The sequence below is a fragment of the Anaerovibrio lipolyticus genome (assembly GCF_021531495.1).
In the GTDB taxonomy this organism is placed as follows: Bacteria; Bacillota; Negativicutes; order Selenomonadales; family Selenomonadaceae; genus Anaerovibrio.
This window is the reverse complement of record NZ_JADYTY010000002.1, coordinates 51,572-74,780: the sequence shown is the minus strand read 5'-3', so window position 1 is coordinate 74,780 and position 23,209 is coordinate 51,572. Positions and strand designations below refer to the sequence as shown.

Annotated in this window: 24 protein-coding genes; 20 read left to right on the top strand and 4 right to left on the bottom strand. The window is 35.2% G+C overall.

Going from position 1 to position 23,209, the window contains the following annotated elements; genetic code table 11:
* Positions 1–2: 2 nt before the first annotated feature.
* From I6E26_RS01930 to I6E26_RS01865, 14 genes are all read left to right on the top strand, one after another.
* On the top strand, positions 3–1,043 hold the full coding sequence (locus tag I6E26_RS01930; protein WP_235320150.1) for a nucleotidyltransferase family protein: 1,041 nt from the start codon (positions 3–5) through the stop codon (positions 1,041–1,043).
* Positions 1,044–1,072: 29 nt separating this feature from the next.
* On the top strand, positions 1,073–2,062 hold the full coding sequence (locus I6E26_RS01925; RefSeq protein ID WP_235320149.1) for a Gfo/Idh/MocA family protein: 990 nt from the start codon (positions 1,073–1,075) through the stop codon (positions 2,060–2,062).
* 1 nt (position 2,063) lies between these two features.
* Positions 2,064–2,993 (top strand): Gfo/Idh/MocA family protein, encoded by a 930-nt coding sequence (locus tag I6E26_RS01920; protein ID WP_235320148.1) that lies wholly within the window; start codon positions 2,064–2,066, stop codon positions 2,991–2,993.
* On the top strand, positions 2,993–3,757 hold the full coding sequence (locus tag I6E26_RS01915) for an acylneuraminate cytidylyltransferase family protein (RefSeq protein ID WP_235320147.1): 765 nt from the start codon (positions 2,993–2,995) through the stop codon (positions 3,755–3,757). The genes I6E26_RS01920 and I6E26_RS01915 overlap by 1 nt, the downstream gene beginning before the upstream one ends.
* A 46-nt stretch (positions 3,758–3,803) precedes the next feature.
* Positions 3,804–5,147 carry a hypothetical protein gene (locus I6E26_RS01910; protein ID WP_235320146.1) on the top strand — a complete coding sequence of 448 codons (1,344 nt, stop codon included), beginning with the start codon at positions 3,804–3,806 and terminating at the stop codon, positions 5,145–5,147.
* Between the two features lie 25 nt (positions 5,148–5,172).
* Positions 5,173–5,970 (top strand): class I SAM-dependent methyltransferase, encoded by a 798-nt coding sequence (locus I6E26_RS01905; protein ID WP_235320145.1) that lies wholly within the window; start codon positions 5,173–5,175, stop codon positions 5,968–5,970.
* An 81-nt stretch (positions 5,971–6,051) separates the two neighbouring features.
* Positions 6,052–7,350 carry a BFO_1060 family glycosyltransferase gene (locus I6E26_RS01900; protein WP_235320144.1) on the top strand — a complete coding sequence of 433 codons (1,299 nt, stop codon included), beginning with the start codon at positions 6,052–6,054 and terminating at the stop codon, positions 7,348–7,350.
* Between the two features lie 241 nt (positions 7,351–7,591).
* A complete protein-coding gene (locus I6E26_RS01895) occupies positions 7,592–8,713 on the top strand; it encodes a hypothetical protein (protein WP_235320143.1) in 1,122 nt (373 codons plus the stop codon).
* Positions 8,714–8,756: 43 nt separating this feature from the next.
* On the top strand, positions 8,757–10,019 hold the full coding sequence (gene wecC / locus I6E26_RS01890) for a UDP-N-acetyl-D-mannosamine dehydrogenase (RefSeq protein ID WP_235320142.1): 1,263 nt from the start codon (positions 8,757–8,759) through the stop codon (positions 10,017–10,019).
* Between the two features lie 34 nt (positions 10,020–10,053).
* On the top strand, positions 10,054–10,836 hold the full coding sequence (locus I6E26_RS01885; RefSeq protein ID WP_235320141.1) for a class I SAM-dependent methyltransferase: 783 nt from the start codon (positions 10,054–10,056) through the stop codon (positions 10,834–10,836).
* Between the two features lie 53 nt (positions 10,837–10,889).
* Positions 10,890–12,098 carry a glycosyltransferase family 4 protein gene (locus I6E26_RS01880; RefSeq protein ID WP_235320140.1) on the top strand — a complete coding sequence of 403 codons (1,209 nt, stop codon included), beginning with the start codon at positions 10,890–10,892 and terminating at the stop codon, positions 12,096–12,098.
* 15 nt (positions 12,099–12,113) lie between these two features.
* Positions 12,114–13,097 carry a lipid II:glycine glycyltransferase FemX gene (locus I6E26_RS01875; protein ID WP_235320139.1) on the top strand — a complete coding sequence of 328 codons (984 nt, stop codon included), beginning with the start codon at positions 12,114–12,116 and terminating at the stop codon, positions 13,095–13,097.
* Positions 13,072–14,049 (top strand): hypothetical protein, encoded by a 978-nt coding sequence (locus I6E26_RS01870; RefSeq protein ID WP_235320138.1) that lies wholly within the window; start codon positions 13,072–13,074, stop codon positions 14,047–14,049. The genes I6E26_RS01875 and I6E26_RS01870 overlap by 26 nt, the downstream gene beginning before the upstream one ends.
* A gap of 77 nt (positions 14,050–14,126) precedes the next feature.
* Complete coding sequence (locus tag I6E26_RS01865) at positions 14,127–15,170, top strand: DegT/DnrJ/EryC1/StrS family aminotransferase (protein ID WP_235320137.1); 1,044 nt, start codon at positions 14,127–14,129, stop codon at positions 15,168–15,170.
* Between the two features lie 160 nt (positions 15,171–15,330).
* Here the strand turns inward: I6E26_RS01865 and I6E26_RS01860 are convergent, their stop codons facing one another.
* Positions 15,331–15,741, bottom strand: coding sequence for a hypothetical protein (locus I6E26_RS01860; RefSeq protein ID WP_235320136.1), 411 nt, complete (start codon positions 15,739–15,741; stop codon positions 15,331–15,333).
* 187 nt (positions 15,742–15,928) lie between these two features.
* Between I6E26_RS01860 and wecB the strand changes: the two genes are divergently transcribed.
* From wecB to I6E26_RS11195, 6 genes are all read left to right on the top strand, one after another.
* Positions 15,929–17,023, top strand: a complete 1,095-nt coding sequence (wecB, locus tag I6E26_RS01855) for a non-hydrolyzing UDP-N-acetylglucosamine 2-epimerase (protein ID WP_235320135.1) — start codon at positions 15,929–15,931, stop codon at positions 17,021–17,023.
* A gap of 7 nt (positions 17,024–17,030) precedes the next feature.
* Entirely contained in the window at positions 17,031–18,266 is a 1,236-nt protein-coding gene (locus tag I6E26_RS01850; protein WP_235320134.1) for a glycosyltransferase family 4 protein, read from the top strand.
* A 9-nt stretch (positions 18,267–18,275) separates the two neighbouring features.
* Positions 18,276–19,472 (top strand): DegT/DnrJ/EryC1/StrS family aminotransferase, encoded by a 1,197-nt coding sequence (locus I6E26_RS01845; RefSeq protein ID WP_235320133.1) that lies wholly within the window; start codon positions 18,276–18,278, stop codon positions 19,470–19,472.
* A gap of 9 nt (positions 19,473–19,481) precedes the next feature.
* Positions 19,482–20,075: a sugar transferase gene (locus tag I6E26_RS01840; protein WP_235320132.1), complete on the top strand. Its 594-nt coding sequence runs from the start codon at positions 19,482–19,484 to the stop codon at positions 20,073–20,075.
* Positions 20,076–20,167: 92 nt separating this feature from the next.
* Entirely contained in the window at positions 20,168–20,293 is a 126-nt protein-coding gene (locus I6E26_RS11200; RefSeq protein WP_268824747.1) for a hypothetical protein, read from the top strand.
* A complete protein-coding gene (locus I6E26_RS11195; protein ID WP_268824746.1) occupies positions 20,293–20,427 on the top strand; it encodes a hypothetical protein in 135 nt (44 codons plus the stop codon). The genes I6E26_RS11200 and I6E26_RS11195 overlap by 1 nt, the downstream gene beginning before the upstream one ends.
* Positions 20,428–20,518: 91 nt before the next feature.
* Here I6E26_RS11195 and I6E26_RS01835 read toward each other — a convergent pair whose 3' ends face one another.
* The 3 genes from I6E26_RS01835 to I6E26_RS01825 form a co-directional block, all read right to left on the bottom strand.
* Entirely contained in the window at positions 20,519–20,857 is a 339-nt protein-coding gene (locus I6E26_RS01835; protein WP_235320131.1) for a type II toxin-antitoxin system PemK/MazF family toxin, read from the bottom strand.
* A complete protein-coding gene (locus tag I6E26_RS01830; RefSeq protein WP_235320130.1) occupies positions 20,854–21,102 on the bottom strand; it encodes an AbrB/MazE/SpoVT family DNA-binding domain-containing protein in 249 nt (82 codons plus the stop codon). Before I6E26_RS01830 ends, I6E26_RS01835 begins: the two co-directional genes overlap by 4 nt.
* A 248-nt stretch (positions 21,103–21,350) precedes the next feature.
* A complete protein-coding gene (locus tag I6E26_RS01825; RefSeq protein ID WP_235320129.1) occupies positions 21,351–23,207 on the bottom strand; it encodes a PTS mannitol transporter subunit IICBA in 1,857 nt (618 codons plus the stop codon).
* Between the last annotated feature and the right edge of the window lie 2 nt (positions 23,208–23,209).

Here is a 23,209-nt window from a genome sequence, read left to right as displayed (position 1 = left end):
ATATGAATTATGAAGAGTTGTGTATAAGTCCCGACAGTAGTATAAAAGAAGCTCTACGTTTATTGGATATTACAGCTAAGCAAATTCTGTTTGTAGTAGATTCGCAAAATCATTTATTAGGAACGATTACGGATGGAGATATTCGCCGTGGTATTTTAAAAGATGTTATTCTGTCAGCACCAATAAAATCTGTAATGAATATATATCCAAAGACTATACAATTTAATATTGATAAATCTAGCATATTGAAATGCATGAAGGCAAATAAACTTCGATATTTGCCAGTAGTTGATGCAAGTGGGAAATTAATAGATGTTATTGCTCAAGATGATTTATCGTTTTGTGTACAACGTGATAATATAGTAGTTTTAATGGTTGGCGGTTTGGGAACAAGGCTTAGACCACTTACCGATGATTGTCCGAAGCCACTGTTGAAAATAGGAAATAAACCAATATTAGAGAATATTTTAGAAAGCTTTATAGATAGCGGTTTCCATAGATTTTACTTAGCAGTCAATTACAAAGCACAAATGATTGAAGAATATTTTGGTGATGGAAGCAAGCTTGGTATTGAAATCAAATATATTCATGAGAAGAAAAGAATGGGCACAGCAGGGGCATTGTATTTTCTGCCTGAGAAGCCTGTAGAACCTGTTATTGTTATGAATGGAGATTTATTGACAAAGTTAGATTTTGGTGAACTGGTTGATGCACATAGAAACACTAATGCAGCAGCGACAATGGCTGTGCGTGAGTATAGTTATCAAGTGCCATATGGTGTTATTAATTGTGAAGAAGATAGAATTATCAGTATAGAAGAAAAGCCAGAACAGACATATTTTGTTAATGCGGGTATTTATGTACTAAATCCCGAAGTTGTAGCAAAGGTTAACAAGGAAGAATTTTTTGATATGCCAGAGTTGTTCTCAGAAATCATAGGTGAGGGTAAAAAGGCAGGTATATACCCAGTAAGGGAATATTGGCTAGATATAGGTAGATTGGATGATTTTGAAAGGGCACAAATGGAATTTGGAAAGCTATGATCGTATAAACAAAAATAGAGGTGCTACTCATGAAGATTGCAGTGATTGGACTTGGCTCCATGGGAAAAAGACGTATTAGGTTAATAAAAAATATTTTAGGTGAAAATGTTGAAATTTATGGCGTGGACTCTAATGAGAAGCGATGTATAGAAGTAAAAAATGAATATGGGGTAGTATGTGTTTCAGATTTAAGTATATTACTTGATGAAAAATTAATTGATGCAGCATTTATCGCAACTTCCCCTTTAGCGCATACAAGTTTAATAACTACTTGCCTGGAACATGGGATACATGTTTTTACAGAACTAAACCTTGTAGATACAGATTATGAAAAAAATATCGCTTTAGCTAAGCGGAATAATAAGGTGTTATTTTTGTCATCGACCATGCTATATAGAAAAGAAATACAATATATTGCTCGCTGTATAAAAGAAGCTGATTGTTCTGTCAATTATACTTACCATGTAGGTCAATATTTGCCAGATTGGCATCCGTGGGATGTATTAGAAGAATTTTTTATCAGTAAAAAAGCTACTAATGGTTGTAGAGAACTGTTTGCCATAGAGTTGCCATGGATAGTAAATGCATTCGGCAGGATTGTTAAATATGATGTTGTCAAAAGTAAGTCTTCCAAGTTGCCTATTGATTATGCAGATAATTATTTATTGTTGATAGAGCATGAAACTGGACATAAAGGTGTATTGGCTGTTGATGTTATTTCTAGGGAAGCAGTGCGGGAATTATCTGTTTTTGGAGAAGATATATTCCTAAAATGGAATGGAACTCCTCATGGATTGATTTGCAAAAATCTGAAATCTGGAAATATGGATACTATTAATTTGTATGATGATATGCAAGCGGAGCATATAGAAGGATACAGTAGCAATATAATTGAGAATGCATATGCTGACGAAATTCGCAATTTTTTTGCTACTATTAATGAAAGTGACCTACCAAGATATTCATTCACGCAGGATAAAGAAATATTGAAGTTAATTGATGAAATTGAGGCAGATTGATATGAAGATACTGTTTATAGGATTAGGTTCCATTGGAACCCGTCATTTGAGGAATATAACAAAATTGCTTCATGAAAAACATAAATTATTTGAGATCCATGCACTGAGAGGAACTGCACGCAAGCTCGAAACAGGAATTTGCAAACTTATACATAAGCAAATGACAAGTTATGAAGATATAGATGAACAGTATGATGTGATTTTTATAACTAATCCGACATCACTCCATTATGAAACACTAAAAAATGTGGTTTCTAAAGCGAAAAAGATATTTATAGAAAAGCCAGTGTTTTCCAATGCAAATATAGATTTATCATTATTGGAAATTCCTCAGGATACAATTTGCTACGTGGCAGCACCATTACGTTACACTAAGGTATTTAAATTTTTAAAAAAATTGGTTAGTAGTAAGAAAATATATAGTGCTAGGGCAATCTGTTCTAGTTATTTGCCAGAATGGCGTCCCATGATAGATTACAGAAAATGTTACAGCGCTAGCAAACAAAGTGGCGGCGATATAGGTTTAGAGCTTATTCATGAATGGGATTATCTAACTGAATTATTTGGTATGCCAGAACGCGTGAATATGTATAGTGGTAAGTATTCTGATTTAGAAATAACCAGTGATGATATAGCAATTTATATTGCAGCTTATAAGAGTATGCTAGTTAGTCTCTCGCTGGATTATTTTGGGCGCTATACCAAAAGAGAAATAGAATTGTATTGTGATGATGAAGTTATTGTTGGTGATTTCACAAAGAGCGAAATACGGTTTTTGAAATCAGGTAAAGTGATTTCTTTGCAGGAAGAAAGGGATAGTTATCAGCTTAGAGAGTTAGGATATTTTTTGAATTTGGCTGACGAAGATAATAATCAGAATACTATTTTGCATGCGTTTGATGTGCTAAAAATAGCAAAGGGGATTTTATAATGAATATCTTGTTTACTGTATGTGGTAGGGCAGGTTCAAAGGGAATAAAAGGTAAGAACTTTAGAGAGTTTTTAGGTGTCCCATTGTTGTATTATACCGTAGCTGCTATAGAGTTATATAAGGAAAAGCATTCAGAAAATTGTATTGATATTGCTTTGAACACAGATAGTGTCGACATGATTAGATTAATTGAAAGATTAGATTTGGGTATTAGTTGCATTGATAGAAAAGAAGAGTTAGCTGGAGATTATGTTGCAAAGATCGATGTTATAAGAGATACTTGGCAGACTATGTGCACAGAGAATCATATGGAATACGATGTAGTTATTGATTGTGACATAACATCTCCTTTGCGTACTGTTCATGATATTGAAAATTTAATAAAAAAATATACTGAAGGAAAATATGACATTGTATATTCAGTGACAAATGCAAGAAGAAATCCGTATTTTAATATGGTTACAATAGATGAAGAAGGATTTTCTCATGTAGTTATAAAATCTGATTTTGTTGCCAGACAGCAGGCACCTGTTATTTATGATATGAATGCGTCGTTATATGCGTATACACCTGCGTTTTTAGGATCAAATAAACGTGCGAAAGATGCACAGAATGGAGTTATTTTTATGAAAGATACTGCTGTGTTGGATTTAGATAATGAAGGTGATTTTGAACTAATGCAGATAATTGCAGAGTATCTAGTAAGCAGAGATGATAATATGAGGAAGATATTTCTACGAGCTAAAGAAATATTAAATACTTAATGAATTGATTGGATAATTGTGTTTATGTTTTATGGAGATGTTAGATGTGAAACCTATAGTTTATGTAGTACATTGTATTGATACTGAGGGGCCTTTATATGAAAGTCATGAAGCAATATTTGATTTATTGGAGAAGGAATTTGGCATAAAATTAATGCCTACGGAATCGAATTATAAAAAATTATTAAAAAAGGAATTGGATTTTGGAGATAATACAAAAGGTGTATATAATCTCATCGATCCTAATAAATTTGCTATAAACGGTGATTGGGAAATACTATTTCACAATATTGAGCATATAACCACTCCAGAGTTCAGAAATAAGCTGTTGGATTCAAGTGGTCATGGTTGGATATATAATTGGTTCTGTATGGATCATGTAGGGTTTACGGGAGATAATCCTAGGAGAAGAGATAGTGGTCATCACAAGATTTTTGATAAATATATGTCATTAATTAAAAAGCAAAATTTAGGAGATATAGTGCAATTTCACCATCATCCCGTACCACATTCTGGCAATTTCCATGAAAGTGGTATTTCATATTGGGGAAGAAACACACTTGATGATATTTTGACAAGAAAAATTATAGATAGAAGCTGGTTTCCAACGGTATATAGACCCGGTTTTCATACAGAAAGACCAGATTCAAACTGGTTTCTTGAACAATGGATACCCTTTGATTATGCAAATCAAGCAGTGGCAAATGTAATAGATAATCAGCCCAGGGTAGCATATGGACGATTTGGGGATTGGCGCCATGCACCTGTTGAATGGAAGCCATATCATCCCTCCCATGATGATTATCAAAAAAAGGGAGAATGTCGCAGATGGATTACTAGATGCTTGAATATGTATGCCAGATTACGTGAAATAAATCAACAGGATGTGGATGAGGCCTTTGCTTGTGCACAGCAAACGGGAACAGCAATATTGGCTTTTACGGATCATGATTATAAAAATATGGAATTTGATGTAAATAGAATAAGAGCACTCATAGAAAAATCAGCTGCCAAGTTTAAAGATGTTGAATATTTATATTCTGATGCCATTACTGCAATGAGGTGCTGTTGTGGTTTACAGTACAGTGATATAGGTATGCAGGCTGACATTAAAAATGAGGATGGACGAATAGTATTAAAGGTAGCAACTCAAAATGATATTTTCGGGCCACAGCCTTATTTGGCATTAAAACTGAATGATGGAAGGTATTTATGGGATAATTTTGATTTCTATAAGAAAAATGTTTGGGTATATACATTTGATGCTGACAGTGTACCATATCCGTATATAGACAAAATTGGCGTTGCTACAAATAACGCATATGGAAAAGTCGAAATACTTAATTATGATAAAAAAATTGACAAATGGAATAAGACTTTATTGAATTAGTTTTGATTTGAAAAAGGGGTAACATATGGAAAATTTGAAAAATGATAAAATTGATAGGATTAAGTATTGGAATGATGATTACGTTAAGTATTGGAAAAAAATGACTGATGAAGCTGAAAAGAGCAGTGATATCAGTACGGTAGACGGAAAAGTGCCTGGTGATTACAGTACTAGTGGTGTTGATACTATAGCTGAATTTTTGAATAATATGGATTTGCAACCAAAGGAAAAGGTTTTGGACTATGGTTGTGGTCTGGGGAGATTTTTTGATTATATTTCTCAAAGAAGCGAATACTACGGTATTGATATATCAGAGCAAATGATAAAGGTTTGTAAGCAAAAATATCCGTTGCATACGGATAGATTTATGGTTGCCGAAGGAGAAAATCTATATTTCGAAGATGGTTTCTTTGACAAGGTTGTGTGTGTTGGCGTGTTTGATGCTTGTTATCAGGAAGCTGCACTTATGGAGATGCTTCGAGTTGTGAAGGATGGTGGCAAGATTCTGATTTCAGGCAAAGGAAATAAATATAATCTGGATGATGAACAGGCATACATAGCAGAAGAGGCCGCTAGAAGAAAGGGACATCCTAATTACTTTACGGATGTAAGATCTATGCTGGAACAGGTGAAGGAATTTGTTTCTGTAGAAGAAGAACGATATTTTCCGTATAGAGGGGATATGCGCAAAGGTAAATATACTCATAAAATGCCAGAGACATTCTACGAATGGGTAATAATCATTAGAAAAATCGGGGGGGGAACTCCCGAACTGAATAAATTTTCTAGTAGATATTCGAATTCTTGGCAAGCAAGGAATTAATAATATTTGTCAGAGTATAAAAACTTATAATATTCTATTTGTCAATTTAGTAACTTTAATGTAATGGGAGGATATTTGATTATGGCATGTGATATCATGCATTTATCATTTAGCAGTTCAGGCAGAGATGTGGATATAGTAGAGCCTGTATTATCGTATTTGGAGATTAAATATAAGTTGAATATTGTTCGTGGTTGTGTAAGAGATTTTGTGTATATGCTAGAAAAATATCAACCGAAAGCGTTGATCTGTGGTATTAAAGGATCAGATTATAATGTAAAGATTGTAAAATATGCTAAAAAATTGGGAATTAAAGTCGTAGAATATGAGGGTGAGGGAGATTATATCGAATCATGGACGGAACAATTTTATTGGGGATGGAACAAAAAGCATGAAATACTAGCTGATTTAGAAATGATGTGGAATTATCGATCATTTTCTTATGTTTTAAAATATATAGGGAATAGCCGTAATCCTAATATAAGTATACCGGGAGCAGCAGGATTTGATCGTTATAAATTTATGAATTTTATGGATAAAGAAGATTTTTTACGTAAATATTCGTGTGGAGAATATAAAAGAATCGTAGGTATCCCATCCTGGTGGGGATTTTCTCCAGAATGCATTACATATTTTTGTGAAGAGGCTTCATTTCATGAAGAAGCAAAAAAAATGATGAACGATGTGTTGAGGAATATAATAAAAAACAATGAGGACATATTATTTGTTTTAAAGGTCCATCCAGCTGTTAAGGATATATCTATGGTTGAATTTTATGGTTTAGAGAAGTATCGCAACACTATTATTATATACGATGAAGAAAATATAGCTGATATAATTAATGTGTCAGATTTATGGATTGGTTATGAGAGTACAACATTTATGGAGGCTTGGCTATTAGGCAAGGAAGCATTTTATATCAATCCTAAAGGTGGAGATTTTGACAGATCTACAATATTTACAGGAAGTCCAATTGCAAAATCAACCAATGAAGTTCAATGCTATATAGATGAGTTTTATGCAAATGGTTTTATAAAGGATTTTGAAGCTCTAAAAGAAAAACGTTCGAAAATATGTGCTGATATTATAGGAAGTGATGATGGACTAAATCATATACGTGCAGGAGAGTATGTGATTAAATTACTAAAGAATAGTAATAAATATCCATCTAAAAGATATATAGGAAAAACTTACATTAAAGAAAAAATAAAAACTATGTTGTATAAGATATGTCCCGATATAATAGGATTGAAAGGTAGACTTTTTGAATTTCATTCAAGTTTTGAAAATAAGTATTCAACGATTGAGAGAGAGCAGATACATATTTGTTATAAGAGGGCATTAACAGATTTTTATAAAAAGTTAGGAATAATTAAATGAATTCGCGTATGAATATACTTATTACAGAATATAGCTTGGTAATAAAATGAAAATTTTGATAAATACGCAAATTATTTTAGAATCAATTTTCTAGAACTTATAGTTAATATTATGAAGTATCTTTAGTTTTTGAGAGCAAGTAATGCTAGTATAAATAGTTTATCTATTTCATACTATATGTTTCTTTATAGAAATGGAGAGATATATGAAAATCTACTACATAACAAGGTCATACTTTCCTATGCATACAGGCGGAACTATTGTAAGAAAAAAATATGTAGAACTACTAAAACAGAATGGATTTGATGTTGAGGTATTAACCGTTGATTATAGGAATAATAGCTATTATAAAACATCAATTGACGGAATTAATGTCATATATTTTCCCTATACTATTAATCTTAGAATCGGTATGTGTTTAGAAAGGATCGGTGTACTGGAGGACTATTTAGATTATTGGTGCCGTAACGTCGTAACTTACTTAAGAACAAGGGTAAAATCTGAAGATGTTTTGTTTTGTACAAGTGGTGGAGAACTAGCTTCTATTAAGGTTGGAAGTCTGTTGAAAAAAATTAATGGATGTAAATTTATTGTAAATTTACATGATCCAATAGACTACACCATTGTTTGTAATAAAAAAATAGACAAAAAATTTCATGTAAGTCGGGAAGAAAATGAGAAAAAGTATATTAGTAATTCTGATCTGATAATTACGTCATCAAATACGCTAAAAGAATCATTACATCATAAATATTCTAATATAAAATTAAATATAACAAATGGATACTTTGGTTATATAGAAGACATGCATGCTAAAAAAGAGAAAAATTATGATGGTACTTTAAATATAGTATATGGTGGTAATTTTGGAGAATTACAAAGACCAGAAATATTTGCAAAAGCAGCTTTGGAAGTAAAAGGTGTTCATGTTCATTTTGTAGGCAATAGCAGTAAATATAGTCCTGTTAGTATGTTCCGAGGCAACAAGAATGTACATTTTTATGATTTTATGAAATATGATGAATACTGTAGATTTGTTTGCGAAAAAATGGATTGTGGATGTGTATCATTAACCTCGGATTATTTAGGTGCTTGTGTACCATCTAAGATCTACGAATTTATAAATTTAGCAACACCGATGATAGCATGTTTACCTAAAGGAGATGCAAAAGATTTAATAGAAAAAAAGAAATTTGGTTGTTCATGTTTGTATTCAGATATAGAGAAATTATGTGAAATATTAAAACAAATGAAAAGGCGTACTATATGGGAAAATTATAGAGAGAATATTGTTTCTGAAAGAAAGAGTTGGGCGATGAGTGAAAGAATAAAGCCAATAATAAAAATCATCAGAAATTTATAGGTAAAAGATGATGGCGTTGTATCAAAGATTACGAGGTGTAAGTATGACAATTTGCATTGTAGGTCTAGGGTATATAGGCTTGCCAACAGCGGGCACATTTTCTAATAAAGGAATAAATGTAGTGGGAGTTGATGTAAAACAGGAAGTTATCGACGATTTAAAAAGATGTGTTTTGCATATATATGAACCGGATTTAAAGGAATTAATAGCAGATTCTATAAAAAAAGGAAAGTTGACATTTTCGACTACACCGGTAGAAGCAAATGTATATATATTAGCTGTTCCTACTCCGTTTAAAGAACATCATGAAGCAGATTTGTCTTATGTAAGAGCCGCTGCAGAGTCTATAGCACCATATTTAAAGGCGGGCTCTTTAGTAATATTGGAATCTACCAGTCCGGTGGGAACAACTGAAAAAATAGCCAATTGGATTTGTGCTAATAGAAAAGACTTATACTACACAACTTCTGATGGGCATAAAAGCAGTGAGACAGGTGTTAATGAGGTATTCTTTGCTCATTGTCCGGAACGTGTTTTGCCAGGTAGAATTTTGTATGAAATTGTTCATAATGACAGAATAGTAGGTGGTATTAATCAAAAATCATCTGAGTTAGCGAGAGATGTATATTCAGAAATTTGTCAAGGAGAAATAGTTTTGACAGATTCTCGCACAGCAGAGATGTCAAAGCTTACAGAAAATTCTTTTCGGGATGTGAATATTGCTTTTGCAAATGAACTTTCTGTTATTTGCGATAAGTTGGGCATTAACGTATGGGAATTGATAAAACTTGCTAATAGACATCCTCGTGTAAATATTTTAAATCCAGGTCCAGGAGTTGGAGGACATTGTATCGCAGTAGATCCGTGGTTTATTGTTGATTCTGTTCCTGAGGAGGCAAAGTTAATAAAGCAGGCACGTGTTATCAATGATAGTAAACCGCAATATGTGTTAGACAAAATCAAGGATGCTGTAAACAATGTTGATAGTGCTGTTATTGCGGTACTAGGCTTGAGTTTCAAGGCTAATGTAGATGACTTGAGAGAGAGTCCTGCGTTGAAGATTGCAGAAAGCTTGGTTAGTATGGGGTATAAGCTTCAGATTGTAGAACCATATATAGAAGAATTGCCAGTATGTTTGTGTAGTGAAAATGCACAATTGGTTAGTTTGGATAAGGCATTAAAGGATAGCAATATAATATTGGGATTAGTAGACCACAAAGATTTTTGTTGTATTCCTAGAAGTAGATTTGAAGGAAAGTGTGTAATTGATACGCGTGGCATGTGGGGAATATTAAATAACTTTTAATATTTATTATTTTACAAGAAAGGTGTTAATTGCTGTGCAGAAAATTTATCATGATGGAAAATATTATACTAGAGAAGAAATGAAGAAAATCGTAACAGATTATTATAATCATGTATTCACAAATAAAAGAGATAGACATATGCAAATGCAATCTTTATTACCAGATGATTTAAATAAAAATAGCTATGTATTAGATTATGGATGTGGTATGGGAGGAATTAGTAATTTATTTGCATCAAAATACAATTGTCATGTCGATGCGGTAGATATATCACGTAATGAATTAGAGAAAGCCATAATTACTTTCTCGGAGGGGGAACATAAGATTGATTTTATAATGTTAGATAATTTTGGATTCCCGCCTAACAAATATGATTTGGTATTTAGTTCGCAAGTCATAGAACACGTTCATAATCCAGGAATATATCTATCAAATATTAATAAAATGCTAAAAGAAAATGGATATTTGCTGATAGGATTACCCAATATTGTTAATGTTAATTATGCCATTAATTTAATGTTTTTTTCTCAAAAGAGGGCACGTAAACATTCTAAAAAAATGCTAGAAAATTATAACAAAGCAATGCACCATATTAATGGGTGGGATCCTTTGCATTTTATAACCTTATGTGCCAGTGTTGGGTTTGAATTAGTAGAATGGCTTCCAACAGAAGGAACGCCTGTATCGTCAATTCTTTATAGGATACCCATTGTTGGGAAATATTTATATAATTTGCCTATAACTACAAGATTATCATATACGATGTTCTTCTTGTTTAGAAAAAAATTTGATAAGAAGATAGAGATATATGAATGAATTTTAATTTTAGAAAATATTCAAAGATGGGTTAAATATATGGTGATGCAAAAGTGAAAAAAAATATTTTTATGTTATTGTATCTAAAGTATCCAGATATAAGGGTTGAAAAAGAAGTAAGCTCTCTTTTAAAAAAAGGATATAGCATAACGATAATGGCTGCTAATGATGGAAATCAGGCAGAAATTACTACAGAAGGAAATCTAACAATTTATAGACCACATGAATGGTCATATAGCTATCTATGGACAGGGTTTCATTATTTTTGGGGTTCAATAAATTTTGTTAATAAATGGGTTTTAAATAAGTGTCAGGAGTATATTTCAGATAAGCATTTTGATGTTATTCATGTCCATGATTTAAGACTGGTAAAAGTTGGAGTATTGTTAGCAAAGCAATTTAATATGAAAGTAATTGCAGATCTGCATGAAAATTATCCAGCTGCTATCAAATCATATGTTATGGATAACTCTATAAAGAGCATTATTAGAAGGTATTCTGTTGACAGATATTCTAGATGGGTAGCCTATGAGAAGCAGATACTACAAGAAGCAGATGCTGTTATAGCAGTTGTAGATGAAGCTAAAACGCGTATCGTAAGAGATTGCAAGATTTCTCCTGAAAAAGTATATGTTGTATCTAATACTGAGAGTATGAATTATTTTGGCAAAATGAGTATAGATACTGCCATTGCTAATAATTATAAGGGAAAATTTGTAATTTCGTATATTGGGGGCGTAGATTTTCATCGGGGGCTTGATACCGTTATTAAAGCTATGCCACAAATATTGAAGAAAAAAACTAATGCAATATTGTTGATAGTAGGCGGCAAAGATGATCATTGTGAAAGGTCGTTGAAAGCATTAGTGAAGTCGTGTGGAGTTGAAGAGGAAGTAAGATTTTTAGGACGAATACCATTTTCACAGGTGCCATCATATATTGCGGCAAGCGATATGGGAATAATACCACAATATGCTTCAGAACATGGAAATTATACAGTACCGCATAAGCTGTTTCAATATATGGTATTAGGAAAACCAGTTATTGTCAGCGATTGCTACCCATTAAAGAGGATAGTGTCAGAATATGATTGTGGGCTAGTATTCAATTCAAATGATAGTGGAAGTCTAGGGGAGTGTTTTGCAAAGCCTGTAGATAGCGATAAATTGGGAATCAATGCATTAAAAGCAGTGAGAGAAAAGTACAATTGGGAAGAGGATGAGCAAAGGTTGTTTGCTTTGTATTCAAGTCTTATGAATTAATATTGAGGCGATGTTGTGAACATAGTAGTTTCTAGAGAGTGTCAAGTAAAAACTAATGATTTGGTGGCGTTTGCAACTAAAGAATTTTTGAAAGCCAAGGGGCAGGATTATGGATATATTTATGGCTTAGATAATGATAACAATATTGTATTTTATATAGCGTTTATTTTAAAAAAGAAGTTAACATTTTGCTTGGCTGAGTTTCAAACTTCTGTAGTGTGTTTAGATTATGGTAGATTAGAAGAAAAATACAGTTTTTTAAATAATGCTATTAAGTTGTTAGGTGAAGTTCATAATGTTGATTTTATTTGTCAAAATCCGGCATATGCAATTTTTGATTATTACCCAGAAAATGCAATATATACATATTTTGGCAGTTACATATGTGATCTAACTAATACAGAAGATGAATTATGGAAAGGAGTGCATTCAAAGCACAGAAATGTTATAAGAAAAGCCATTAAAAATGGGATAGAAATCAAGATAAATAAAACTCACATAGAGCAGATATATGAAATTATAAAGGAAACACAAGAAAGATCTTGTCATGGTTTTATTAGCCTAGAAAAGTTTGAAGCTATGAAAAAGGGATTAGCAGATAAAATGGATTTCATTGCTGCTTATCAAGGTGATATTTTGCAGGGGTGTGCAGTAATAGTGCATGATAAAAAATCAGCATATTATCTTTTTGGTGGTAGTTGTACAAAGACATTTCCTGGCGCATTAAATTTATTGCATTGGCAAGCTATGCTGTATTATAAGGAAAATGGCCTTACTCAATATGATTTTGTAGGAGCTAGATTGTCAGATCATGTTTCTGCCAAGTTACATGGAATACAGAGATTTAAAGAGAGATTTGGTGGAAATTTACACAAAGGATTGCTTTGGAAGTATATTTATAAGCCCCATAAATATATGATTTATAAATTTATAAATTTCATTAGAACACATAGATGGGAAGTAGATGCAATAGATGAAGAACATATTACTGACATATGATTATGAGGTGTTTTTTGTAAAGTTTGGTACCATAGATAATTCATTGTTGATTCCAACATCAGAACTAGTAAAAGAAATGGATAGGCATTCAATGAAAGGTACTTTCTTTGTTGATGTTCTTTTTTTGGACTATTTGCGACGTCAAGGAGATAATGCCGCATACGATAGAATTATTAATCAGTTAAAGTGGGTGCTTTCCTGTGGTCACAGAATAGAATTACATATACATCCTCATTGGCTTGATACAGATAAAGGCATTGTTGATTTTAAAAGGTACAGGTTGCAAACTTTTTCTGAAGAAGAACAAAGTTCTATATTTGCAAAGGGATTAGAAATATTATATTCAATAGCAAAATCAGAGGATGCAAATTATAAAGTGCTTGCTTATAGAGCTGGTGGATGGTGTGTACAGCCTTTTAGTGAATTATATAACACCTTTAAAGAATATGATATTAGAATTGATAGCTCTGTAGCCTCAGGAATGTATCAAAAGTCATCAAGTCATTTTTTTGATTTTCGCAATGCTCCTAACAAAGAATATTATAATTTTTCTAAAGAGATTACCGTAGAAAAAACAGATGGAGAATTTGTTGAAATACCAATAACTACTTTCAAGACTAATCCTATAAATAAGTTGTATAAAAGATGGATAGCAAAGACAAATAAGAAGCAGATTACATCTTATGGTGATGGACATGGTATGACTGTTAGTAAATTTGTGCTATTGCGAAAACTATTTGAGCGAAGAGCAATGTTTTCAATTGATGGTGTGTTTGATTTAGAACACATGTTTGAGTTAATGAAAAAATCAGAATTAGATACAATCACTTTTATTTCACATCCAAAGAATTTGACAAATTTTTCTTTGGAATATTTAAAGAAAATAGACGAGGAATGTTTAAACTGTATTTCAATGAGGGACTATTATTTTCAGTATATTTTTACTAATTAATTCATTATGGGCAATGACTTATGAAAAATTTAAAAAAAATAGATATATTCAGACCAGAGTGTTTCACGTGGGAACCTATGGATTATGTAGATTTGTATAGTTTGTATGGAAAAAAATGGAGGTATGCTTCTAAAGGTAGATATGCATTATATCATATTTTGAAATATAGCAATATAAAAGGAAAAATCTTAATACCAGTATATGTGTGTGAGACAGTTTTGATACCGTTAAGATTATTAAATATAGAACCAATATTTTATGATATTAACTTAGATGATTTGAATGCAAATATTTCTTCTATTGAAAGAATAGGAAAACAATATGATATTTCTGCTGTTTTAGTGGTAAGTATGTATGGAAATCCAGCAGATTATGAATCATTGGAAACAATATGTAAGAAAAATAATTGGTTCATGATAGACGATGGAGCACAAGCTATGGGGGCAAAGTTTAATGGTCGATATGTAGGAACTTTTGGAGATGCAGGATTTTATTCTTTTTCACCAGGTAAACCAACAGCAGGTCCTATGGGGGCATTTTACTGGATGAGTGAAATGTGTTCTTCTATACACTATACACGTCATAAATGGTTACACAAGTTGTTTTACTATGAATTTTATATTAATCGAGTCAAAATATATGATAATGTTAGTGTTTTGCTAAGAAAATTATTATCTTTGTTAGTGTTATTTACTAATAAAGTGTTTGACATCAAAGAAGATGGTATTGAAGATTTTGAACAGCCGATACTAAGTCATATATGTGCCAAGTCTTTAGGTAAGTATATGATAGTTAAGAATAAGATACGTAATAATATTATCCAATCTATAGAAATTCCAGGCATGAGGTTTTTAAAAGCTAAACGTGGTAAAGAAAATGCATATAAGCTTGTTATAATTGCGAAAGAAAAATTGCTAGCGCAAAAATTAATAAAATTTTTAAATAAAAATGGGATATATGCTAGGAGTGGATATTCTATGTTGACATGTGATTTTGCATTATTGCCAAATGCTGCTCAAATAGACGGTTGCGTAGTCGAAATACCATTAGAATGTTCAGTTAGAAAAAAGAATTTTTTAATAAAAATATTAAAAAAATTTAGGTATTGTATAAATGAATGAAGTAAAATATTGCCACAATACAAAAATAATTAATTAGCATGGTATAGAGTGTATCTTATTATGAACTCGTTGTATATTGTATGAATAAGATAAGTTTCATAGATTGTGCATTGAGTTAGAAGAGAAAAATCGCCCTGCATAGTGCAGGGCGATGAGATGTCTATAGCATTACAGCTTTTTTGAAAGAATCTATGGACATGCCAGCCTTCTGAGAGGCGGTTTTTAGTGATACTGTTCCATCAAGGACTAGATCCTTTAGTGCCAACAATCTACCGCGAGTCTCACCACGGGCCTCGCCGCGGGCTTCACCAGCTTCGAGCAGGGCTTCACGTTCTTCCTTTTCGTTCCATTCAAAGCCAAACATAGATATTACCTCACTTTCGTTGTTCTTTAGGTAGTCATACATAATATTATTTTCTAAACAATAATGGGTTGCTTCCCTAACTGATTCGTCAATGGTCAGGTTTTGTTTACGGAAATCTTTATATTTATTGGAAAATATGCTGTATTCATTTAGCGGTTGGCAGAGGTTCTTTAGTTCCTTACTTTTACCAGTGGCAAGATTATACACATTATGGTGGTTTGATGTTTGATGAGTACAACCGTGAGATTGTCTATAAGGAATGAAATATTATTTTATTTTAAAGCAGTGGAGTAAACATATTTTATAAGTTAATTATAACATTTTCTACGCAATGTATCCATAAATTAAATGATATGTTTGCCAATAATATGCAATTTGAGAAAAGGGTGACATTATGTATAAGATAATAACCATCGTTGGTGCTAGGCCGCAGTTTATCAAAGCTGCAGTGGTTTCCCGGGCTATTGGTGAATGGAATAAGGTGCATCAGATGCAGATAGAGGAGATTATAGTACATACTGGTCAGCATTATGATGTCAATATGTCTGATGTGTTCTTTGAGGAAATGAGTATTCCTAGACCTGCCTATAATCTTCATGTTGGTGGAGGAACTCATGGTGTCAATACTGGGCGGATGCTGGAGAAAATAGAGCAGGTTTTGCTGGATGAAAATCCAAATGTAGTGCTGGTATATGGGGATACGGATAGTACTTTGGCAGGTGCTTTGGCAGCAGCCAAGCTGCATATACCTGTAGCTCATGTAGAGGCAGGACTTCGTTCTTTCAATATGAATATGCCAGAGGAAATTAACAGAATTTTGACAGATAGAGTATCTTCATATCTGTTTTGCCCTACTGACACGGCTATGGATAACCTTAGCCAGGAGGGTTATGATAATTTTGCTGTAAATATGGTGAATATTGGTGATGTGATGTTGGATGCCTCTTTATTCTATCGCAGGCAGAATAAAGCTTCAGATGGTATACGTCAACTTGTGGATTCATTAGGCAGCTTTTATTTGGCTACAGTTCATAGAGCAGAGAATACAGATAGCGAAGTAAGAATATCAGCTATCATGAGAGCATTAGAGAAGATATCTTTGTATAAAAAGGTAGTTTTGCCGTTGCATCCACGTACCAAGAAAATTTTGGCTGCTCATAATATACAGTTAAAAAATATTGTAACTATAGAGCCGGTGGGATATTTTGACATGTTGTATCTGGAAAGTCATTGTGATGCTGTGTTGACAGATAGTGGTGGAGTGCAGAAGGAAGCGTTTTTCTTTCAGAAGCCATGTATCACTCTACGAGATGAAACTGAGTGGGTAGAGTTGGTAAAGCATGGTTATAACTGTCTGGCAGGAGCAGATGAAGAGAAAATATTGTCAGCAGAAGCAAGGCTTCGTGGTGGTGCTATGGAGTTTAAGCATGAGCTATATGGTGATGGTCATGCTGGAAATAAAATAGTAGAGTTTTTGATGGATAAGTGATTGTTGTATGAATATTTTATTGGTGAATCATTATGCTGGCTCAGTGGATATGGGCATGGAATTTCGTCCGTATTATCTTGCTCGCGAATGGGTAAAGATGGGGCATAATGTAACGATTGTGGCGGGAGATTTTTCTCATTTGCGAAAAAACAATCCTGAAGTGACAAGAGATTTTCAGGAGCAAAATATTGAGGGCATTGAGTATTGCTGGGTAAAAACAGGTGCTTATCATGGGAATGGTGCGGCTCGTGCCTTGACTATGTTTAGGTTTGTGGGAAAGCTTTGGTTCAATGCGCAGTATTTGGTGGATAGGTATAAGCCTGATATTGTTATTGCTTCCTCTACTTATCCCATAGATACTTTTGCCTGTCAGAGGATTGCTAGGCTAGCTCATGCCAAGCTGATTCATGAGGTACATGATATGTGGCCTGCTACTTTGATAGAGGTTGGTGGCATGTCAAGAAAGCACCCATTTGTACAACTGATGCAGTGGGGGGAAAATAGCTTCTGTCGAAATTCAGATGGGGTTGTGTCCTTACTGCCCTGTGCTAAGGAATACTTTGTAGAACATGGTATGGAGAAAAATAAATTTTTTCATGTACCTAATGGTATTGTATTATCTGAATGGGTTGATGCTGAGCCTTTACCAAATGAGCACGCAAAGTTGTTAAATTATTTGCACAATAATCACCAGTTTGTAATAGGATTTTTCGGTAGTCATACCAAATCATATTGCTTAGAACATCTTATCGAAGCTATTAGAAAATTGCAGGATGATAGCATTTCAGTTGTATTTGTTGGTGATGGTATTTATAAGAAACAGCTAATGAAGATGGCAAGTGATTTAAATAACAGTATTTATTTTTTGCCACCAATTAGCAAAAAAAGTATACCGATATTGACAAAGATGTTTGATGCTATATATGTGGGAGCAGTAGACAATACAATGTTTTCCTTTGGTATATGTATGAATAAATTGTTTGATGCCATGATGTCAGGTAAGCCAATATTGTATGCTGTTAATGCTCCGAATAATTATATAAAGGATTATTCTTGTGGTATTAATGTTAAGCCTGAAAATGCGGAAGATTTAATGCGTGGAATTAAGGAATTAATTCACATGACAGACGGAGAGCGGCATGACATGGGACAAAGAGGTCATGAAGCTGTATTGAAGTATTTTAACTATGATGTGTTACCATTGAAATTTATTGATATTATGAATCAAGTGCTAGAAAGGTGAGCGATATAAATGATGAAAATACCTTTTTCTCCACCTGATATAACGGAGGCTGAGATTCAGGAAGTTGCGGCTGCCATGAGAAGTGGCTGGATTACTACGGGGCCTCGTACCAAGGAACTGGAGAAGCGATTGGCTGAGTTCTGTCATAGTGCAGGGGCAGTGTGTCTGAATTCTGCTACAGCAGCCTTGGAGCTTAATTTGCGGGTGCTGGGGATTGGGCCTGGTGATGAGGTTATTACCAGCGCCTATACATATACTGCTAGTGCTAGTCCTATTGTGCATGTGGGAGCTACACCTATATTAGTTGATACAGCCAAGGATTCCTATGAAATGGATTATGATGCTTTGGAAGCAGCTATTACTCCTCGCACCAAAGCTGTTATTCCTGTGGATATTGCTGGTATTGTGTGTGATTATGATAGAATTTTCGCCATTGTTGAGAGTAAGAAAAATATTTTTTCACCAAACAATGATATTCAGAGGGCTATGGGGAGAGTTGCTGTTATGGCAGACTGTGCCCATGCTTTAGGTGCTCAATGGCATGGACAGATGGCTGGCTCTATTGCAGATTTTAGTAGTTTTTCCTTTCATGCTGTCAAGAATTTTACTACCGCAGAGGGTGGTTGTGCCACTTGGCGGCATATTGACGGAATTGAGGATGATACCTTGTACAAGCAGTATCAGCTGCTGTCTCTGCATGGACAAAATAAGGATGCCTTGGCCAAAACCAAGCTGGGGGCATGGGAATATGATATACAGGGCTGTTATTACAAATGCAATATGACAGATATTATGTCTGCTATGGGATTGGTACAGCTGGATAGATATAAAGGATTGCTGCAGAGGCGTCAGGAAATTATCAGTCGCTACAATGCTGGTTTGAAGGATTTGCCTGTAGAGGTGTTGGAGCATAGTGGCAAAACTCATTTAAGCAGCGGACATCTGTATATGATGCGTTTGCAAAACAAGAGCATAGAGGAGAGAAATAAATTCATTGAAGCTATGGCTCAGCTGGGAGTAGCTACCAATGTGCATTACAAGCCTTTGCCTATGATGACTGCCTATAAGGAACTTGGATTTGATATAGCAGATTTTCCTCATGCTTATGCTCAGTTTGCCAATGAGGTAACATTGCCTTTGCATACCAGATTAACGGATGATGAGATTGATTATATTATAGAGTCAGTTCACAAATGTTTGAATTAATGGTGAGATATGGCAAAAAGAATTTTTGATTTAGTATTTACTATACCTGGGATAGTGGTTTTGGCTCCTGTCTTTGTGATAATTGCAATTCTTATAAAGTATGACTCGTCGGGGGCGGTTTTCTTTCGTCAAGAACGAGTGGGGAGGTATGGAAAGATTTTTCGTATATACAAATTTCGTACCATGATTGAGAATGCAGAGAGGCATGGAAAGCAAATAACCGTAGGCAGGGATGCAAGGATAACTGCTGTAGGGAATTTTTTGCGCAAATACAAACTGGATGAGCTGCCTCAGTTATTTAATGTGCTGTTGGGCGATATGAGTTTGGTGGGGCCTAGGCCTGAGGTGCCAAGGTATATTGAGGAATACAGCGAGGAAGATAGAAATATTGTCCTATCTGTAAAGCCTGGTATAACAGACAATGCCTCTATAGAGTTTCGTGCTGAAAGTGAAATATTGGGGAAGTCTAAGAATCCTGAACGTGAATATATTGATGTGGTATTGCCAATCAAGATAGGTTATTACAAGGATTATGTGTGTAGACATAATGTGGCTATGGATTTTGTTATTATTATGAAAACCATAGCGGCTATTTGTAGGTGAAGGTGTTAAGGATATGACTAGATTTCGGGAGCTGCGGCTGCAGCGTGGGTTTAATAGGAAATATACTACTGCGGCTATGTCGCTGATAGAGCATGACAAGCGCTCCGCTGGGGGCATTGTTGGATTTTGCGGATTTTTATGGTGTGTCCTTGGATTATCTGTTGGGCAGAGATTTGGCTGGGGAGGCTGCGTATGAGTTTTCTATGGACAGCAAGTAATGGATGAGCTAAAAAGGCTGGAGGGCATGAGTGAGGATGAGGAGAATCTGGAGATGCTGCGCAGCCTGCTGAAGCAGTCTATTATTTTGGCCCGCCGGGTGGAGAAAAAGCGCAAGGCATGGTATAAATATTAAGAAATAGAAAAACCCAGTAAAATTAGATGCAATTTCTAATTTTACTGGGTTTTGTTTTGGGAAGAATTATTTCAAAGCATAGTGAGATTGCTTATTTTCCTATAATGGCATTTAGATTAAATAGTACCTTATCCAATATATAATCAGGAACAGATTCAAGATAGTGCCAGTTGCGTGCTTTGTAGTCCAAGGATTTGACTTGCTCGCAAACTATATCTCCGTGGGTGTTGGTTCTTTCATCTAATATTACGTGCAATGGATAATCTCTTTGGGTTGAGGTAATAGGGCAGACTAATGCCAAGCCTGTAAGTTTGTTAAAGGCATTATTGGAAACTACAAGTGCAGGACGCCTTTTCATAATTTCTATGCCACTTTGGGGATTAAAATCAATGAGAATGATATCGCCTGTACATGGAAAAGATTGACTCATTCTGCAATCTCCTTTCCAAGCTCATTGCCAGTGTCTATTTCTTTGCAACTCCAATCTCCCTTATAATTGCCGAAGAGCTCCATAAAGCGTTCTGCTTTAGTCTTTGGAACCTTTCGTAGCACAATACAATTCTCAGAAGCCTCAATATTCAAAGTATCATTGGGGGAAATATGCGCCTGTGACATAACATTTTTTGAAAGACGTACAGCATGACCATTTCCCCAGCGTGAAACAGCTGTAACCATAGTAAACACCTCCTTGTATATATATAGTATATACATTTTTTAAGAACTGGTCAAGGAATCTTCATAGCAAAAAGCCAGTCGGGGAAGTCGACTGGCTTTTGCTCTTATAGGGATTGTTAGTTGTCTAAAATAGACATATTAGGGATTGGTTAGATACCCGAGGAAGGCGTATCTATATAAGGAAAAATTTATGTCAGACAGGCTGGTGCAATCTATATGGGATTGCATCGTCCTGGCTTACATCGTAATTAGGAAAGATGGGACAGAACCCAATCTACATCCTTAGTGGTTTTGAGTTCTTCAAGAACCTTTTCGTCCTCCAGCATGGTGCAAATATTGGCTAGAATCTCAAGATGTTCGTCGCCTACACCTGCAATACCAAAGATTAGCTGGGCCTTTTCGCTGCCAAAGTAAACACCCTGTGGGTACTGGAGGCAGACAATGCCGCTTTTCTTGACAGTGCCCTTGGCCTGGCTGGTGCCGTGAGGAATAGCAACACCCATACCCATATAGGTGGATACCAGCTTTTCCCGCTCCAGCATGGCTGGAATATAGGATTCATCTACATAGCCCAGCTTTACCAGCAGCTCACCAGCCTTGGCAATAGCCTCTTCCTTAGTTTCTGGCAGCTGTCCCAGTACAATTCCTTCTTTTACAATAATAGAATTGTTTTCATTATGAGATACTTCCTCTGCTACGGTAGGCTGTACCTCTATGACAGGAGCATCACCAGTGGTTAGCTGTACATAGAGAGCATCAAGGGCAGGATCTGCCAGGAAATTGCCAATAGTTACCAACTGAGCCTGAGGGGCAGACTTTTTGGCTCTATCTGCCAAGGTAGTTTGTACTACAGCAATATCGCAATCGGCAGGAATATTATCTACAGAGGTATTCTTCACCACAATTTCAGGGCGCTGTGCTTTGATGCGGTTACGGAATTTGGTAGCTCCCATAGCGGAGGAGCCCATACCTGCATCGCAGGCAAAAATGATTTTCTTTACATTGGTCTTTTCCAAACCAGTAAAGCTAGGAGCTTCGCCCTTGGCCTGAGCCTTTCTAGCAGCTACCTCCTTATGGGCATCCTCCAAGGATTTGCTGCCTGCCATTTTGATAATAGGCGTAGCAATGGCAAAGGATACACCGGCGGCGATTAATACGCCAGTTAGGACAATCAAGGTATCGGAGCCAGGAGCCATCATCAAAAAGGCGATAATGGAACCAGGGGAGGCAGGGCCAGCAAGACCGGCACCAGTCATGGTAAACCAGAAAATAGCAGCAATATTACCTACAATAGGAGCAATGATAACCATAGGGTTCATCAGAACATATGGGAAATAGATTTCGTGAATACCGCCGAACAGGTGAATAATTACGGCACTTGGTGCAGAATCCTTGGTGGTTTTGTCCTTGCAGAAGAACATATAGGCAAGAAGCACGCCAAGACCAGGGCCAGGATTGGCCTCCAGCATATAGAGAATGGATTTGCCATGCTCCAGAACCTGAGCCGTAGCCAAAGGGGTAAAGATACCATGATTAATAGCGTTGTTCAAGAAGAGAACCTTGGCTGGTTCAATGAATACAGCAATTAATGGCAGCAAATTGTGCTGTACCAAGGTATCTACACCTACGGAGAGTATTGCCAAAATGGCAGCCATTACAGGGCCGACAGCCCAATAGCCGAAGATGGCCAGCAGCATGCCCAGGATACCGATGGAGAAATTGTTAATCAGCATTTCAAAGCCGGCTGGCATGCGATCTTCCATAAAACTGTCAAAGGTTTTGATAACCAATCCAGCCAGAGGGCCCATAATCATAGCACCCATCAGCATGGTAATATTCAAATCGCTGAGAATTGCACCAACTACGGCAATGGCGCCGATTACCCGTCCTCTTTCCCCAGCCACCAGATAACCACCGGTGGAGGCAATCAACACAGGTATTAAATAGGTAAGCATTGGGCCTACCAAAGTGCTTAGCTGCTTGTTAGGCAGCCAGCCGGTATCAATAAACAAAGCGGCCAGAAAACCAAAGGCAATCAAGGCGCCAATATTTGGCATAACCATAGAAGAAAGGAACTTGCCAAATTTTTGAATAGAATTTTTCATGG

Bases quoted from the DNA above. Each gene is read 5' to 3' on its own strand.
- I6E26_RS01930 (WP_235320150.1), top strand. From the start codon at position 3: ATGAATTATGAAGAGTTGTGTATAAGTCCCGACAGTAGTATAAAAGAA.
- I6E26_RS01925 (WP_235320149.1), top strand. From the start codon at position 1,073: ATGAAGATTGCAGTGATTGGACTTGGCTCCATGGGAAAAAGACGTATT.
- I6E26_RS01920 (WP_235320148.1), top strand. From the start codon at position 2,064: ATGAAGATACTGTTTATAGGATTAGGTTCCATTGGAACCCGTCATTTG.
- I6E26_RS01915 (WP_235320147.1), top strand. From the start codon at position 2,993: ATGAATATCTTGTTTACTGTATGTGGTAGGGCAGGTTCAAAGGGAATA.
- I6E26_RS01905 (WP_235320145.1), top strand. From the start codon at position 5,173: ATGGAAAATTTGAAAAATGATAAAATTGATAGGATTAAGTATTGGAAT.
- I6E26_RS01900 (WP_235320144.1), top strand. From the start codon at position 6,052: ATGGCATGTGATATCATGCATTTATCATTTAGCAGTTCAGGCAGAGAT.
- I6E26_RS01895 (WP_235320143.1), top strand. From the start codon at position 7,592: ATGCATACAGGCGGAACTATTGTAAGAAAAAAATATGTAGAACTACTA.
- wecC (WP_235320142.1), top strand. From the start codon at position 8,757: ATGACAATTTGCATTGTAGGTCTAGGGTATATAGGCTTGCCAACAGCG.
- I6E26_RS01870 (WP_235320138.1), top strand. From the start codon at position 13,072: ATGAAGAACATATTACTGACATATGATTATGAGGTGTTTTTTGTAAAG.
- I6E26_RS01865 (WP_235320137.1), top strand. From the start codon at position 14,127: ATGGATTATGTAGATTTGTATAGTTTGTATGGAAAAAAATGGAGGTAT.
- wecB (WP_235320135.1), top strand. From the start codon at position 15,929: ATGTATAAGATAATAACCATCGTTGGTGCTAGGCCGCAGTTTATCAAA.
- I6E26_RS01850 (WP_235320134.1), top strand. From the start codon at position 17,031: ATGAATATTTTATTGGTGAATCATTATGCTGGCTCAGTGGATATGGGC.
- I6E26_RS01845 (WP_235320133.1), top strand. From the start codon at position 18,276: ATGATGAAAATACCTTTTTCTCCACCTGATATAACGGAGGCTGAGATT.
- I6E26_RS01840 (WP_235320132.1), top strand. From the start codon at position 19,482: ATGGCAAAAAGAATTTTTGATTTAGTATTTACTATACCTGGGATAGTG.
- I6E26_RS11200 (WP_268824747.1), top strand. From the start codon at position 20,168: ATGACAAGCGCTCCGCTGGGGGCATTGTTGGATTTTGCGGATTTTTAT.
- I6E26_RS11195 (WP_268824746.1), top strand. From the start codon at position 20,293: ATGGATGAGCTAAAAAGGCTGGAGGGCATGAGTGAGGATGAGGAGAAT.
- I6E26_RS01835 (WP_235320131.1), bottom strand. From the start codon at position 20,857: ATGAGTCAATCTTTTCCATGTACAGGCGATATCATTCTCATTGATTTT.
- I6E26_RS01830 (WP_235320130.1), bottom strand. From the start codon at position 21,102: ATGGTTACAGCTGTTTCACGCTGGGGAAATGGTCATGCTGTACGTCTT.
- I6E26_RS01825 (WP_235320129.1), bottom strand. From the start codon at position 23,207: ATGAAAAATTCTATTCAAAAATTTGGCAAGTTCCTTTCTTCTATGGTT.